This is a genomic window from Agromyces sp. NPDC057865, assembly GCF_042796995.1.
Lineage (GTDB): Bacteria > Actinomycetota > Actinomycetes > Actinomycetales > Microbacteriaceae > Agromyces.
In genome coordinates, this window is record NZ_JBHVMJ010000001.1 from 673,763 (window position 1) to 689,260 (window position 15,498).

The 15,498-nt window shown below is 71.0% G+C and carries 14 protein-coding genes; 10 read left to right on the top strand and 4 right to left on the bottom strand.

What is annotated here, in order from left to right:
• Positions 1–73 precede the first annotated feature (73 nt).
• Positions 74–1,483 (bottom strand): PLP-dependent aminotransferase family protein, encoded by a 1,410-nt coding sequence (locus ACFVN5_RS03110; RefSeq protein ID WP_376953161.1) that lies wholly within the window; start codon positions 1,481–1,483, stop codon positions 74–76.
• Positions 1,484–1,744: 261 nt separating this feature from the next.
• On the opposite strand from ACFVN5_RS03110, the gene ACFVN5_RS03115 reads away from it, so the two are divergent.
• The 10 genes from ACFVN5_RS03115 to ACFVN5_RS03160 all read left to right on the top strand — a co-directional run bounded on the left by ACFVN5_RS03115 (position 1,745) and on the right by ACFVN5_RS03160 (position 12,671).
• Positions 1,745–2,593 carry a nitrilase-related carbon-nitrogen hydrolase gene (locus ACFVN5_RS03115; protein WP_376953162.1) on the top strand — a complete coding sequence of 283 codons (849 nt, stop codon included), beginning with the start codon at positions 1,745–1,747 and terminating at the stop codon, positions 2,591–2,593.
• A gap of 27 nt (positions 2,594–2,620) precedes the next feature.
• A complete protein-coding gene (gene hydA, locus ACFVN5_RS03120; RefSeq protein WP_376953163.1) occupies positions 2,621–4,057 on the top strand; it encodes a dihydropyrimidinase in 1,437 nt (478 codons plus the stop codon).
• A 60-nt stretch (positions 4,058–4,117) separates the two neighbouring features.
• On the top strand, positions 4,118–5,134 hold the full coding sequence (locus ACFVN5_RS03125) for a TIGR03842 family LLM class F420-dependent oxidoreductase (RefSeq protein WP_376953164.1): 1,017 nt from the start codon (positions 4,118–4,120) through the stop codon (positions 5,132–5,134).
• Positions 5,131–6,054 carry an ABC transporter permease gene (locus ACFVN5_RS03130; RefSeq protein ID WP_376953165.1) on the top strand — a complete coding sequence of 308 codons (924 nt, stop codon included), beginning with the start codon at positions 5,131–5,133 and terminating at the stop codon, positions 6,052–6,054. The genes ACFVN5_RS03125 and ACFVN5_RS03130 overlap by 4 nt, the downstream gene beginning before the upstream one ends.
• The gene (locus ACFVN5_RS03135) at positions 6,051–6,938 is read left to right on the top strand and encodes an ABC transporter ATP-binding protein (RefSeq protein ID WP_376953166.1); all 888 of its coding nucleotides are present in this window, start codon (positions 6,051–6,053) and stop codon (positions 6,936–6,938) included. The genes ACFVN5_RS03130 and ACFVN5_RS03135 overlap by 4 nt, the downstream gene beginning before the upstream one ends.
• The gene (locus ACFVN5_RS03140; protein ID WP_376953167.1) at positions 6,935–7,777 is read left to right on the top strand and encodes an ABC transporter permease; all 843 of its coding nucleotides are present in this window, start codon (positions 6,935–6,937) and stop codon (positions 7,775–7,777) included. The genes ACFVN5_RS03135 and ACFVN5_RS03140 overlap by 4 nt, the downstream gene beginning before the upstream one ends.
• A 96-nt stretch (positions 7,778–7,873) precedes the next feature.
• The gene (locus ACFVN5_RS03145; RefSeq protein WP_376953168.1) at positions 7,874–9,016 is read left to right on the top strand and encodes an ABC transporter substrate-binding protein; all 1,143 of its coding nucleotides are present in this window, start codon (positions 7,874–7,876) and stop codon (positions 9,014–9,016) included.
• 137 nt (positions 9,017–9,153) lie between these two features.
• Positions 9,154–10,482, top strand: a complete 1,329-nt coding sequence (locus ACFVN5_RS03150) for an aspartate aminotransferase family protein (protein ID WP_376953169.1) — start codon at positions 9,154–9,156, stop codon at positions 10,480–10,482.
• A 3-nt stretch (positions 10,483–10,485) separates the two neighbouring features.
• The gene (locus ACFVN5_RS03155; protein WP_376953170.1) at positions 10,486–12,018 is read left to right on the top strand and encodes a CoA-acylating methylmalonate-semialdehyde dehydrogenase; all 1,533 of its coding nucleotides are present in this window, start codon (positions 10,486–10,488) and stop codon (positions 12,016–12,018) included.
• Positions 12,019–12,095: 77 nt separating this feature from the next.
• On the top strand, positions 12,096–12,671 hold the full coding sequence (locus ACFVN5_RS03160; RefSeq protein ID WP_376953171.1) for a hypothetical protein: 576 nt from the start codon (positions 12,096–12,098) through the stop codon (positions 12,669–12,671).
• Positions 12,672–12,699: 28 nt separating this feature from the next.
• On the opposite strand, the gene ACFVN5_RS03165 is transcribed toward ACFVN5_RS03160, so the two are convergent.
• From ACFVN5_RS03165 to ACFVN5_RS03175, 3 genes are all read right to left on the bottom strand, one after another.
• On the bottom strand, positions 12,700–14,064 hold the full coding sequence (locus ACFVN5_RS03165; RefSeq protein ID WP_376953172.1) for a hypothetical protein: 1,365 nt from the start codon (positions 14,062–14,064) through the stop codon (positions 12,700–12,702).
• An 81-nt stretch (positions 14,065–14,145) separates the two neighbouring features.
• Positions 14,146–14,964 (bottom strand): enoyl-CoA hydratase/isomerase family protein, encoded by an 819-nt coding sequence (locus tag ACFVN5_RS03170; RefSeq protein WP_376953173.1) that lies wholly within the window; start codon positions 14,962–14,964, stop codon positions 14,146–14,148.
• 125 nt (positions 14,965–15,089) lie between these two features.
• A complete protein-coding gene (locus ACFVN5_RS03175) occupies positions 15,090–15,437 on the bottom strand; it encodes a hypothetical protein (RefSeq protein WP_376953174.1) in 348 nt (115 codons plus the stop codon).
• Positions 15,438–15,498: the final 61 nt, after the last annotated feature.

Consider the following 15,498-nt stretch of genomic DNA (forward strand, 5'->3'; position numbering starts at 1 on the left):
GCTCGGCATGCAACGCGCCGCGACCAGAGCCGAGCTCTGGTGAACCGTTGCGGGCGGGGCCCTCCGACCTGCGTCAGTACCCGCCGGCGACGAGGTGCTGCGCCGCATGCGCGAGCGCGTCGGCGACGGATGCCGCGTCCTCGCGCACGACGCCGACGGTGACCCGCACGAACTCGCGCTCGCTCGCCCGCCGCGTCGTCCCGCCGACCGACGACCCGTTCGCCGCCGCGAGGAACGGCGTCCCGCCGGCGACGCGGATCTCCGCCGCCGCCAGCTGCACGAGCGTCGACCGCTCGCTCAGGACCGGCATCCACAGGTTGATCCCGTCGGCGTGCGCGACCGGCACGCCTCGGGCGCGGAGCGCGTCGCCGAGCGCCCGCTGCCGCGTGTAGTACTGGCGCCGCGCCTCGGCGACCGCGTCGATCGAGGCGCCGTCGGTGAGCAGGTCGAGCAGGATCGTCTGCAGCATCCGCGACGTCCATCCGGGCCCGAGCATGCGGCGCGCCATGATCCGCTCGACGAGGGAGCGCGGCCCGCCGAGCGCGGCGATGCGCAGGTCGGGTCCGTGCGACTTCGAGAAGCTGCGCACGTGGATGACGCGGTCGGGCAGCCAGGTGCCGAGCGTCACGTCGCCCTCGGTCGAGATGAGGCCCGAGTGGTCGTCCTCGATGACCACGAGGTCGTCGGCGTCGTCACTCGAGCGGATGACTCGGGCGAGCTCCTCGGCGCGCTCGATCGTCATCGAGGCGCCGGTCGGGTTCTGCGCGCGCGGCTGCAGCAGGAGCGCGGCCGGGCGTCGGGCGAGCGCGGCCGCGAGCGCCTCGGGCAGCATCCCGTGCTCGTCGAGCCGCACGGGCACGGCCTCGGCGCCGAACGCGTCGAGCAGGTCGAGGAACGGCGGGAACCCAGGGTGCTCGACCACCACGCGGTCGCCGAACCGCACCACCTGGTCGAGCGTGCGCGAGATCGCGTCGAGCGCGCCGTCGACCACGACGATCGCCTCGGCTCGCGACGGCCACGACGTCGCGAGCACGCTCGCGAGCCCCGGGATCACCGGCTCGTCCTGGTAGCTGCCGGTCTCGGCGCGCACGGAGACGCGCGAGAGCGCCGGCCCCAGCGCGGGCAGCAGCAGCGGGTCGGGGGTGCCGCGCGAGAGGTCGAGGCGCACCGGGTCGTCGGGCGCCGCCATGCCGCGCATGCGCGGGGCGAGCCGAGCGGATGCCGCGCCGCGCACGAAGCTCCCGGCCCGGCCGCGCGACTCGATGAGGCCCGCGCGCGACAGCGCCTGCCACGCCTGGCTCACGGTCGCGGGGCTCACGCCGAGCGTGGCCGCCAGTTCCCGGACGGTCGGCAGGCGGTCCCCGACGTCGAGCTCGCCGGCGTTCACGAGCCGGGCGATCACCCCGGCGATGCCGCGGGGAGTCGTGTCCGGGAACTCCGCGAGCGCGACGAGCGCCGGGGCATCCACTCGCATCTCGGTCATCTGAGCACCACACGAATACCTGACACGACCATTGCCTCCTCACGGAGCAAGGGACATCATGATTAACCACAACGTCACAATGTGAAACATAAGAGAAATGTTCACACCGAACAATAACAGAACGGGTCGCACGGTCCGTTCGGCAGTCCCTCGCATCACCACCCCTCGGCGTCGACGCATCGCCCGGTGACCCCTGCGCACGAGTCCCATGCCAGGAGCACCGAGCGGACGGCAACGGCGCCGACCGACTCAGGAGGCAACATGACGATCGTCCGAGCGGCCATCACGCAGACGACCTGGACGGGCGACAAGGAGTCCATGCTCGACAAGCACGAGCAGTTCGCCCGCCAGGCGAAGGAGCAGGGAGCCCAGGTGATCTGCTTCCAGGAGCTCTTCTACGGCCCCTACTTCGGCATCACCGAGGACGTGAAGTACTACGACTACGCCGAGCCCGCCGACGGGCCGATCGTGCAGCGCTTCGCCGCGCTGGCGAAGGAGCTCGGCATGGTCATGGTGCTCCCCATCTACGAGGAGGAGCAGCACGGCGTCTACTACAACACCGCGGTCGTGGTCGACGCCGACGGCACCATCCTGGGGTCGTACCGCAAGCACCACATCCCGAACCTCGACAAGTTCTGGGAGAAGTTCTACTTCCGTCCCGGCAACCTCGGCTATCCGGTGTTCAACACGGCCGTCGGCCCGATCGGCGTCTACATCTGCTACGACCGGCACTTCCCCGAGGGCTGGCGCGAGCTCGGGCTCAACGGCGCGCACATCGTGTTCAACCCGAATGCGACGAAGCCCGGCCTCTCGAACCGCCTGTGGGAGATCGAGCAGCCGGCGGCCGCCGCGGCGAACGGCTACTTCATCGGCGCCGCCAACCGCGTCGGCCTCGAGGACAACGAGTACGGCGACCTCGCCGTGAACTTCTACGGCAAGAGCCAGTTCGTGGACCCGCAGGGCAACATCGTCGGCGACTACGGCTCGGAGACCGAGGAGGAGGTCGTGGTGCGCGACCTCGACATGGACATGATCCGCAACGTGCGCAACGCGTGGCAGTTCTATCGCGATCGCCGTCCCGACTCGTACACGTCCATCCCGAAGCCGTAGCCGACGAGCCACCCGAAGGAGCGAACCATGGCGACCACCCTCATCACCGGCGGCACCGTCGTGAGCGCCACCGGGCGCGCCGCCGCCGACGTGCTCGTCGACGGCGAGACGATCCGGGCCGTGCTCGAGCCCGGCAGCACCCTGCTGGGCACGGATGTCGCGGCATCCGTCGACCGTGTCATCGACGCCACGGGCAAGTACGTCATCCCCGGCGGCATCGACGCGCACACGCACATGCAGCTGCCGTTCGGCGGCACCGAGGCATCCGACACCTTCGAGAGCGGGACCCGGGCCGCCGCCCACGGCGGCACCACGTCGATCATCGACTTCGCGGTGCAGACCTACGGCCAGCGCATCGAGGACGGCCTCGCGGCGTGGCACGAGAAGGCCGCGGGCAATTGCGCGATCGACTACGGGTTCCACCAGATCGTCGGCGACGTGAACGAGGCGTCGCTCGAGGCCATGCGCCGGCTGCCCGACGAGGGCGTGTCGAGCTTCAAGCTCTTCATGGCCTACCCGGGCGTCTTCTACTCGGACGACGCGCAGGTCCTGAAGGCCATGCAGGTCTCGCGCGACACGGGCATGCTCACGATGATGCACGCCGAGAACGGCCCCGCGATCGACGTGCTCGCCGCCCAGCTCGTCGAGCAGGGCAAGACCGACCCGTACTACCACGGCATCGCCCGCGCCTGGGAGATGGAGGAGGAGGCCACCCACCGCGCGATCATGCTCGCGAAGCTCACGGGCGCCCCGCTCTACGTGGTGCACGTGTCGGCGAAGCAGGCCGTCGAGCAGCTCGCCTGGGCGCGTGACAAGGGCCAGAACGTCTACGGCGAGACCTGCCCGCAGTACCTCTACCTCTCGCTCGAGGAGCAGCTCGGCGCCGAGAGCGAGCAGTGGGGGCACTTCGAGGGTGCGAAGTGGGTGTGCTCCACGCCGCTGCGCTCGCGCGAGGAGCGCCACCAGGACGCGATGTGGCAGGCGCTGCGCACGAACGACCTGCAGATGGTCTCCACCGACCACTGCCCGTTCTGCATGAAGGACCAGAAGGAGCTCGGACTCGGCGACTTCCGCAAGATCCCGAACGGCATCGGCTCGATCGAGCACCGCATGGACCTCATGTACCAGGGCGTCGTCACGGGCGAGATCACGCTCGAGCGCTGGGTGGAGCTCACGAGCACCACGCCCGCGCGGATGTTCGGCCTCTACGGCACGAAGGGCGTCATCCAGCCCGGTGCCGACGCCGACATCGTGGTCTACGACCCGAACGGGCACACCTCGATCGGCCTCGAGAAGACCCACCACATGAACATGGACTACTCGGCCTGGGAGGGCTACGAGATCGACGGCCACGTCGACACCGTGCTCTCGCGGGGCAGGGTCGTCGTCGACGGCGACGCGTATCTCGGCGCCAAGGGCGACGGGAAGTTCCTGAAGCGCGGCCTCAGCCAGTACCTGATCTGACAGCGGGTCTCGAGACGCGTCGACTGCGACGGCGCTCCTCGACCACCGGAAGGGAACACCATGGAATTCGGAGCGGTCCTCCAGACCAACCCGCCGGCGTCGCGCACGATCCAGCTCGCCAAGCTCGCGGAGGTCCACGGCTTCTCGCACGTGTGGACGTTCGACTCGCACCTGCTCTGGCAGGAGCCGTACGTCATCTACAGCCAGATCCTCGCGCAGACGCAGCGCATCAAGGTCGGCCCGTTCGTGACCAACCCGGCGACGCGCGACTGGACGGTCACGGCGTCGGTGTTCGCGACCCTGAACGAGATGTTCGGCAACCGCACGGTGTGCGGCATCGGCCGCGGCGACTCGGCCGTGCGGGTCACGAACGGCCGGCCCACGACGATGGCGGAGCTGCGTGAGTCGATCCACGTCATCCGCGAGCTCGGCAACTCGCGCTCGGTCGAGTACAAGGGCTCGACGATCCAGTTCCCGTGGAGCCGGGGCTCCGAGCTCGAGGTGTGGGTCGCGGCCTACGGCCCGATGGCGCTGAAGCTCGCCGGCGAGGTGGGCGACGGGTTCATCCTGCAGCTCGCCGACGTCGACATCGCGGCCTGGATGATCAAGCACGTGCGGGATGCCGCGGAGGCCGCCGGCCGCGACCCGATGTCGGTGAAGTTCTGCGTGGCCGCGCCGTTCTACATCGGCGACGACTGGGCGCACATGCGCGACCAGTGCCGCTGGTTCGGCGGCATGGTCGGCAACCACGTGGCCGACATCGTCGCGAAGTACGGCATGCACGGCACGGTGCCCGACGCGCTCACCGAGTACATCAAGGGTCGCGAGGGCTACGACTACAACGAGCACGGCCGGGCCGGCAACGTGCACACCGAGTTCGTGCCCGACGAGATCATCGACCGGTTCTGCCTCCTCGGCACCGCCGACCAGCACCTCGACAAGCTCAAGCAGCTCGCGGAGCTCGGCGTCGACCAGTTCGCCGGGTACCTCCAGCACGACAACAAGGAGGAGACGCTGCGCGTGTACGGCGAGACGGTGATCCCCGCCATGACCGAGCACATCACGGCGAAGGCATGACGACGACGACCCCGGCGACCAGGCGCGCACGCCGATGGCGCGCCGTCCTCTGGGGCGCGCTCGGCATCCTCGCGCTCGCCGCGCTCTGGGAGCTGTACAAGCTCGTCGGACCGGCCGACGGCTGGCTGGTCGGCGCGCAGGAGGGCGTGACCGGCAGCGGCATCCGGCTGCTGCCCCGCACGAGCGACCAGGCCATGCCGCACACCTGGGACATGCTGGCGCGCGCGGTCGAACCCGTGACGCGTGCGTCGGGCGCGCTGCCGCTCGGGGTCGTCGTGCTCCTCGCGGCGCTCGTCAGCCTGGGCGTCGCGGCGCTCGGCTGGCTCGTCGGGGTCGTGGTCGGCTTCGCGCTCGCGCTGCTCATGCTCGGGTTCCGCATCGCGGAGCGGGCGGTGCTGCCGTTCGTCATCCTCAGCCAGACGGTGCCGCTCATCGCGCTCGCGCCGCTCATCCGCAACTGGGGGTCGCGCCTGTCGTTCGGCGACTTCTCGTGGCAGAGCTGGATGTCGGTTGTCATCATCGCGAGCTACCTCGCCTTCTTCCCGGTCGCCGTCGGTGCGCTGCGCGGCCTGCAGAGTCCGGATGCCGCGCACCTCGACCTCATGCGCAGCTACGCGGCGGGCTGGTGGACCACGCTGTTCCGCCTCCGCCTGCCGGCGAGCGTGCCCTTCCTCATCCCCGCCCTGCGGCTCGCCGCCGCCAACGCCGTGGTCGGCACGGTCGTCGCCGAGATCTCGGTCGGGTTCTCGGGCGGCATCGGCCGGCTCATCCTCGAGACCGCCGTGGCCGCGTCGAGCGACCCCGCCAAGCCGTGGGCGCCGATCCTCGGCGCGGTGCTGCTCGGCCTCGTCGCCGCCGGCTTCGTCGCCCTCCTCGCCGCCTTCCTCACCCCGTTCCGCCGACAGGAGACCGTCGCATGAGCTCGCCCGCGCCCCAGCCGACCGCCGGCCCGACGCCCGCCGCCACCCCGACGACGACGCCCGCCGACGCGGCCGAGGCCGTCGTCGTCCGCGGCGTCGAGCGCATCTTCGTTGGCGCGAAGGGCGCAACGGTCACGGCGCTCACGGGCATCGACCTCACGGTGCACGCGAGCGAGTTCGTATCGCTCATCGGACCCTCGGGCTGCGGCAAGTCGACCCTGCTCCGGCTCATCGCCGACCTCGACGAGCCGACCGAGGGCGATGTCCGCGTCTTCGGCAAGACGGCTCGGCAGGCCCGCGTCGACCAGGCGTACGGCATCGCGTTCCAGCAGGCGGGCCTCCTGCCGTGGCGCTCGGTCGCGGCGAACATCGAACTGCCGCTGCAGCTGCACGGAGTCTCCTCGGCCGACCGCAAGGCCCGCGTCGCGGAGCTCGTCGAGCTCGTGGGCCTGACCGACTTCGCACGGCACTACCCCGACCAGCTCTCGGGTGGCATGCAGCAGCGCGTCGCGATCGCCCGGTCGCTCGCCGAGCGACCCCGACTGCTCCTCATGGACGAGCCGTTCGGCGCGCTCGACGAGATGACCCGCGAGCGCATGCAGACCGAGCTCCTCCGCATCCGCGCCGAGACCGGTGCGGCCGTCGTGTTCGTGACGCACTCGATCCCCGAGGCGGTGTACCTCTCCGACCGCGTGGTCGTCATGTCGCCACGGCCCGGCCGCATCACCGACGAGATCGACGTGCGGCTCGGTGAGGCGGCCGAGCGCGGCGAGGACCTGCGCGAGGACGCGGCGTTCTTCGCCGGCGTGACCGCCGTGCGCGAGGCGCTCCACGGTCCCCAGGCGGCCGCGGCCGGGGCCGCGCGAGGGGTGGACGTGCGATGACCGGGCTGCCCGACGCCGCCATCGCGACGCAGCTCACGCCGCCCTCCTCGGCCGCGGCGAAGCGCCGTCGCGGCCGGGACGGGCCGTGGCGACGGTTCGCCCGCCTGGTGCTGCCGCCGGTCGCGCTGTTCATCGTGCTGGTGCTGCTCGTCGAGCTCGTCGTGGTCTCGCTCGGGATCCCGCCGTTCGTGCTCGCCAGCCCGTCGGCGATCTGGGCGCAGCTCGTGCAGTACGCTCCGCAGGTGCTCCAGGCGACGCTCGCCACGGGGCTCAACGCCCTCATCGGTCTGGTCATCGGCGCGGTCATCGGCGTCGTGCTCGCGATCGTCGCCTCGCTGATCCGAGCGATCGACGGCATGCTCGCGCCCGTCGTCGCGGCCGTCGCGGTCGTGCCGATCGTGGCCGTCGCCCCGGTGCTGTACACGATGTTCGGGTCGACGTCCGAGGTCTCGCGCATCATCATCGCGTCCATCGCCGCGTTCGTGCCGGTCTTCCTCAACACCCTGCGCGGGCTCCGGCAGGTGCGGCCGGTGCATCGCGACCTCATGCGCTCCTACTCCGCGAGCAGCTGGCAGGAGACCCGGTCGGTGACCATCCCGTCCGCCCTCCCGCACTTCTTCACGGGCCTGCGGATCGCCTCGTCGCTCGCCGTGATCTCGGCCCTCGTCGCCGAGTACTTCGGCGGTCCGCGCCAGGGCCTCGGCTCGGCGATCACGACCGCCGCGGCATCCAGCGCCTATGCACGCGCCTGGGCGTTCGTCATCGGCGCGATCCTGCTCGGCCTGGTCTTCTTCGCCCTCACCAGCCTGATCGAGAGGCTCGCCTCCCGACACCGATGACCCCGACCCCGCCGGGCGAAGGCGCCCGGCCCACGCCACCGGCACCCCTGCCGGTCGGATCCGCACCACAGCACCACCACCAAGAGAGGAACGCAGATGAAGCGCAACAGGATCGTCGCGGGCGCGGCAGCAGCCGCCGCGACGGCGCTCGTGCTCGCCGGATGCTCCAGCGGGGGCACCGACGACGGCGGGGCCACGGATGGCGGGAACGGCGACCTCACGCCGGTCACCCTCCAGCTCCAGTGGCTGACGCAGGCCCAGTTCGGCGGGTACTACCTCGCGAAGGCCAACGGGTACTGGGAGGACCTCGGCCTCGACGTCGAGATCATCCCCGGCGCCGTCGACATCGTGCCGCAGGACGTGCTGGCCGCCGGCGACGTCGACTTCGCCATCGCGTGGGTGCCGAAGGCGCTCGCGTCGATCGAAGCGGGGGCGAACATCACCGACATCGCCCAGATCTTCGAACGCAGCGCCACGCTGCAGGTCTCCTGGGCCGACAGCGGCATCTCGGGACCCGAGGACCTCTCGGGCAAGCAGGTCGGCAGCTGGGGCTTCGGCAACGAGTGGGAGCTCTTCGCGGGCCTCACCGAGGCCGACGCGTCGGGCTACACGATCGTGCAGCAGAACTTCGACATGAACGCGCTGCTGAACCACGAGATCGACGCCGCCCAGGCCATGACCTACAACGAGTACGCGCAGCTGCTCGAGGCGACGAACCCCGAGACCGGCGAGCTCTACCAGCCCGAGGACTTCTCGGTCATCGACTGGAACAAGGTCGGCACGGCGATGCTCCAGGACGCCATCTGGGCGAACACCGAGCGCCTCCAGAACGACGAGGAGTATCAGGACACCGCGGTGAAGCTCATCCAGGGCGCGATCCTCGGCTGGATCGACCAGCGCGACGACCCGCAGGCCGCCGCCGATGCGGTGACCGAGGCCGGATCGACGCTCGGCACGAGCCACCAGCTCTGGATGGCCAACGAGATCAACAAGCTGATCTGGCCGTCCACGTCGGGCATCGGCCACATCAACGAGGACCAGTGGAACGCGACCGTCGAGATGGCCCTCGCCACCAAGAACCAGGACGGCGCCCAGGTCATCACGACCGACCCGCCGGACACGGCGTTCACGAATGAGTACGTCGACGAGGCGCTGAAGAACCTCGAAGCCGACGGCGTCGACATCCGCGGCGAGGACTACAAGGCGATCGAGGTCGGCCTCAAGGAGGGCGGCAACTAGATCCACCGGTGATCGAGTAGCGCCGCCGCCAGGCGACGCGTATCGAGATCCACCAGGGTCTCGATACGCGTCGGGCTCCGCTCGGCGCTACTCGACCAGCGGCTACGCACCACCACCGAACGAAAGGCACCGAAGCCATGACCGAGAACCTCGCCGAGGACCTCGACGAGCTCGCCCGCACCCTCGACCGCGACCACGTCTTCCACTCGTGGTCCGCGCAGTCCCAGCTCTCGTCGCTCGTGGTCGCGAGCGGTCGCGGATGCCGCGTCTGGGACCACGCCGGACGCGAGTACCTCGACTTCTCCAGCCAGCTCGTGAACGTCAACATCGGCCACCAGCATCCGGCCGTCGTACAGGCGATCACCGAGCAGGCGGAGCTCCTCACCACCGTCGCGCCGTCGACCGTGAACCTCGCCCGCGGCGAGGCGGCCAAGCGCATCATCGGGCACGCGCCGTCGGGCTTCCACAAGGTGTTCTTCACGAACGGCGGCGCCGACGCGAACGAGAACGCGATCCGGATGGCGCGGCTGCACACCGGCCGCGACAAGATCCTCTCCACCTACCGCTCGTACCACGGCAACACCGGCGCCGCGATCGTGTCGACGGGGGACTGGCGCCGCATCCCGAACGAGTTCGCCCGCGGCCACGTGCACTTCTTCGGCCCGTACCTCTACCGTTCCGAGTTCTGGGCGACGACGCCCGAGGAGGAGTCGGAGCGCGCGCTGCACCACCTGCGCCGCGTGATCGAGGCCGAGGGTCCGTCGTCGATCGCGGCGGTGCTGCTCGAGACCATCCCCGGCACGGCCGGCATCATGCTGCCGCCGCCCGGATACCTCGCGGGCGTGCGCGAGCTGTGCGACCGGCACGGCATCCTGCTCATCCTCGACGAGGTGATGTGCGGGTTCGGGCGCAGCGGCCGCTGGTTCGCGTTCGACGGCTACGACGTGCGACCCGACCTCATCACCTTCGCGAAGGGCGTGAACTCGGGTTACGTGCCGGTCGGCGGCGTGATCATCTCCGACCCGATCGCGGCGACGTTCGACGATCGCGTCTTCCCGGGCGGGCTCACGTACTCGGGGCATCCGCTGGCGATGGCCTCGATCGTCGCCGCGCTCGACGCCATGGAGTCCGAGGGGATCGTCGAGCACGCGCGCGCGATCGGCGAGACCGAGATCGGCCCGGCGCTCGCCGAGCTCGCCGAGCGCCACGAGGTCATCGGCGAGGTCCGCGGCGAGGGCGTGTTCTGGGCCGTCGAGCTCGTGGCCGACCGCGAGACCCGCGAGCCGCTGCCGGCGGCCGCGATGGGCCGCATCAAGTCCGGACTGGTGGCGCGCGGGCTGCTGCCGTTCATCCAGGACAACCGCATCCACGTGGTGCCGCCGTGCGTCGTCACGGTCGAGGACGTCGCGCAGGCGATGCCGATCTACGATGAAGTACTGAGCACCGCACTCGAAGGAGAGGGCTGACTCATGAGCCAGACACTGACCGAGAACCAGGCGTCGGCCGCCACCACGACGACCGTCGAGCACTGGATCGACGGGGCACCCGCGTCGGGTGCCTCCGACCGCACGGGGCCCGTCTACAACCCCGCACGGGGCGTCGAGACGAAGCGCGTGCGCTTCGCCTCCGCGGAGGACGTGGACCTCGCCGTGCAGGCCGCAGCCCGGGCGTTCCCCGGGTGGCGCGACACCTCGATCGCCAAGCGCCAGCAGGTGATGTTCAAGTTCCGCGAGCTGCTGAACGCGCGCTCGGGCGAGCTCGCCGACATCCTCACGAGCGAGCACGGCAAGGTGACGTCGGATGCCGCGGGCGAGATCGCGCGCGGACTCGAGGTCGTCGAGCTCGCCTGCGCGATGCCCGGCTACACGAAGGGCGAGTACTCCGAGAACGTCTCGACGGGGATCGACGTCTACACGACGCGCCAGCCCGTCGGCGTGGTCGGCATCATCAGCCCGTTCAACTTCCCGGCCATGGTGCCGCTGTGGTTCTTCCCGCTCGCAATTGCGACCGGCAACACCGTGGTGCTGAAGCCGTCGGAGAAGGACCCGAGCGCATCGGTGTGGCTGGCGAAGCTGATGCAGGAGGCCGGGCTGCCCGACGGCGTGCTCAACGTCGTCCACGGCGACAAGGTCGCGGTCGACGCGCTGCTGCACCACCCCACGGTGCGCTCGATCTCGTTCGTCGGCTCGACGCCCATCGCGCAGTACATCTACTCGACGGCCACGGCCAACGGCAAGCGCGTGCAGGCGCTCGGCGGCGCGAAGAACCACATGCTCGTGCTGCCCGACGCCGACCTCGACCTGGCCGCCGACGCCGCCGTGAACGCGGGCTTCGGCTCGGCCGGCGAGCGCTGCATGGCCATCTCGGCCGTGGTCGCGGTCGACTCCGTCGCCGACGAGCTGGTCGACAAGATCGCCGAGCGGATGGCGCGCCTCACCACCGGCGACGGCACCCGCGGCTGCGACATGGGCCCGCTCATCACGCGCGAGCACCGCGACAAGGTCGCCGGGTACCTCGACGTCGCGGCATCCGACGGCGCCACCGTGGTGGTCGACGGACGCGACCCCGAGGTCGACGGCGAGCCCGACGGCTTCTGGCTCGGGCCGACCCTCGTCGACAAGGTGCCCACGTCATCGGCGGTGTACCGCGACGAGATCTTCGGGCCCGTGCTGTCGATCGTGCGCGTCGACGGCTACGAGGACGGCCTCGACCTCATCAACTCGAGCCGGTACGGCAACGGCACCGCGATCTTCACGAACGACGGGGGCGCCGCGCGGCGCTTCCAGCGCGAGGTGACGGTCGGCATGGTCGGCATCAACGTGCCGATCCCGGTGCCCGTTGCCTATCACTCGTTCGGCGGCTGGAAGGACTCGCTCTTCGGCGACGCCAAGGCCTACGGCCCACGCGGCTTCGACTTCTTCACGCAGGAGAAGGCGATCACGTCGCGCTGGCTCGACCCGAGCCACGGCGGCCTGAACCTCGGGTTCCCGCAGCACGACTGATCCACTGCGACGCGGCCGGCTCCCACGCGGGGTCGGCCGCGTGCGATGATCTCGGCAAGGAAAGGACTTCCGTGAACGTGACCCTGCCGAGGACGAGGAGCCTGGTCGGCTCAGCGGCGATCGCGCTGCTGGCCGTCGTGCTCGTCGGGTGTGCCGCGTCGAGCCCCGAGCGGAGCTCCACGCCCTCGCCGAGCGCCTCCGCGACCGAGTCGACCGAACCGGCGGATGGCGCGACGCCGCCCGGCGGCGACGAGTCGCCGCCGGCGGACGAGGCGCCGCCCCCGGCCGGCGACGGCAGCGTCCTGATCACCTGCTTCTATCCCGATGGCTCCGAGGTCGGCACGTTCAGCCGGCTCGAGGAGGCGTGGGCATCCACGAACTACGTCCGGATCGACAGCTGCGAGGCGACCGCGTCCGGCGGCTTCGAGCTCTCGGAGGGGGAGCAGGCCGTCGCCGACGTCGCGGTCGCCGACCTCCCCGACTCGGATCCGACGGAGGCGTACCTGGAGACGCTGGCCGCCTGCGTGCGGCTGAGTCCCGACGGGCTGGCCGCCGCGCCGACCTCCGTCCTCGACGCCACCACCCTGCTGTGCCCGGAGGCGCCGCACGCCGGCCTCATCCAGAACGAGCTCTCCGCACGCGGATCCGGCTGATCCTCGCGCCCGCGCGCGACCGAGGTGCTCAGCCGAGCTGCTCGGTCAGCGCGTCGATGATCGCCGCCTCCATCCCCGCTGCGCCCGCCTGGAAATGGGCGATCTGCGGGTAGATCGTCATGCTGCCCCCCGCGATGCCGGGCGAGTCGGGATCCCATCCGCCCTCGTAGCTGCCCCATGAGGGCGCGAGCGGCAGCAGGAACTCGTTCGAGGGGATGTAGGAGTTCGTCTCGTTGGCGTACCCCCCGATCAAGAGCTCCTCGGCGCCGCCGTAGCGGAAACGGAAGTACGCGCCGTACCCGCTCACGAGCTCTCCGCCCACGAAGGCGAGCTGCAGGGCCGGATCGCCCTCGATGCGCCACACCTGCGACGGGTTCTGCACGCTCGTCGCGTAGGTCCCGGCGTCGATGCGTGCGATCATCGCGTCGGCGTGGCGCTGGTACCACGCGGGCAGGCCCGCGGGGTTCTGCGTCCGGACCACGAAGGCGTCCCGGACTGCGGCGAGGTTGGCCGGCGTCTCCTCGATGTCGAGCGGCAGGGTCGCCTCGCGGAGGTCGGAGCTGATGGGACCCGTCAGCTCGCGGCCGGGCGACTCGGCGGCGTCGAGCACGGTGTAGCCGAGCGTGTTGCCGTGGTCGTCGCGCAGGGCCCAGCTCGCCACGCTCGCCACGCCCACCGGGTTCTGGTCGCCGGCGGGGCCGGGGATGAAGAGCGCGAACGCGCCCGACTCGTCCTCGACGACGTCGCACGCCTCGGCCGGCCAGTCGCCGTCCCAGAGCTCCTGATACCCGGCGCTGACCGGATGGCATCCGTAGCTGAAGAGCACGGCCCGGAGCGTGCCGTCGGGGTGGCGCGCAGTGAGCACCGGCACCTCGGTCTCCACGGTCGGCAGGCCGACCCGGTTCATGGCGAAGCCCGCCGACGAGACCCGGTACTCGAGCGTCACGTCCGTGCGCGGCGCCGCCAGCGCCGCTGCCACGACGTCGACGATGCGGTCCTGCAGCGACGCCGTGTAGGCGTCGACGAACGCCAGCTCGGCCGGACCCATGTCGTACGTGATGACCGGGTCGAGCGTGCGCCCGATCACGGGGCCGTTGTGCGTGTGGCTCGCGAGCAGCACGACGTCAGACGAGTCCCAGGCGGCGAGCTGCAGGAGCCGCGACCGCACCGCGAGATGGACGGCGCGCGGGATCCCCAGGATGTCGAGCGAGACGATGCCGAACGGCCGACTGTCGTCCCAGATGACCGCGCATCTGGCGAGGAGCGGCTGCGAGTACGGATCGTCGCTCGACACCTCCCGTGGTCCGCTCTGCACGCCGTACCCGCCCATGTACGGATTGACGCCGGGCAGTGGAGTGATGTCGGCCTTCGCCGTCGAGATCTTGAAGCCCATCGCGATCGCCCCCCAAGCTGAGCGCAAACCGGTTCGTCCCTCAGGGGGAAAGATAGTCCTCTCGGACCGCCGCGGCACCTGTCAGTCGGACGTGGCGTGATCGGCTCGTCGGCTGCTCCGTTGCGCGAACGCGGCGATCGCGGCCTGCGCGTCGGGAGTCGCGAACGCCGCCCCGATCGTGCCGGCCTCGTCGTCGAGCGCCTCCTGGAAGGTGCGGGCGAGCCCCGATCGCACGAGGCGCTTGGCCTGGCCGAAGGCGCCGGTCGCGCCGCGCAGCCACGCCTCGGCGATGCCGCGCGCCCGGTCGGCGACGGCGTCGGGCGCGACGACCTCGGTCACGAGCCCCCAGTCCAGCGCCTCGGCCGCGTCGAGGGTGCGCGACGTGAGCGTGAGCTCGAGCGCGCGCCGCGTGCCGACGGCCTCGGGCAGCAGCGTGCTGACGCCGCAGTCGGGCGTGAGGCCGACGTCCGAGTAGCGACTGGCGAAGGTCGCGCGATCGGATGCCACGACGAGGTCGGCCACGAGCATGAAGCCGAGCCCGCCGCCCGCGACGGGTCCCTGCACGGCCGCGACGATCGGCTTCGTGCTCTCGCGGAGGGTGCGGTGGCCGTCGTGGATGCGGTCGGCGAGCGCCCGGATCGTCGCGCTCGCGTCCGACTGGGCCCCGGCGAGCCGCGACATCGCGAGCACGTCACCGCCGGCGCAGAACGCGCGTCCCACCGCGTCGAAGAGCACCGCGCCGACATCGCCGCGGTCGGCGACCTCGTGCGCGATCCACTGCCAGCGCTCGATCGCGGCGGGGTCGACGGCGTTGAGGCGCTCCGGGCGGTTGAGCGTGATGCGGGCGAGCCCGTCGGACACGTGGAACAGGATCGGGTCGGGCTCGGCTGCGCTGCTCATGTCCGAGGAGTCTAGCCACGACGGGGGATCGCGGCGGGTCGGCCCCGACTCGCCGCCGACCCGGGTCCGGCTCAGCCTCCCCAGTTGGGGGAGGGTGCATGGAGGTCCGTGATGCCGAGGCCACCCTATTCGTAGATGGTGCCGGGCGCGGACTCGCCGCCGCCCGGATGCGGGCTGCTGACCGGTGCACCGAGAAAGACGCTCAGGCCCGCCACCACATCGGCCGACGGCGTGAAGTAGTCGTACCTCGCGAGCGTCGTGCCGCCCTCGTCGAGCACCGCGATCGCCTCGGCGGAGATCGTGACCGAGGCGGCCACCTCCTCGGGCGTGTGCGTCGGGGTCGGATCGGGCGCCGACGTCTCCGACGCGCTGGGGGTGGGCGACGCGCCGGCCGCGGCTCCGGGAACGCATGCCGACAGGGTCATGGTCGCCGCCACGGCGGCCAGCGCGAAGAGCGCTCTGCGTAGGGTCATGTCGAGGGCGTAACGGCGGGGCGGACCTCGGGGGCTCGGGGGCGGCCCTGATGCGCGGGCG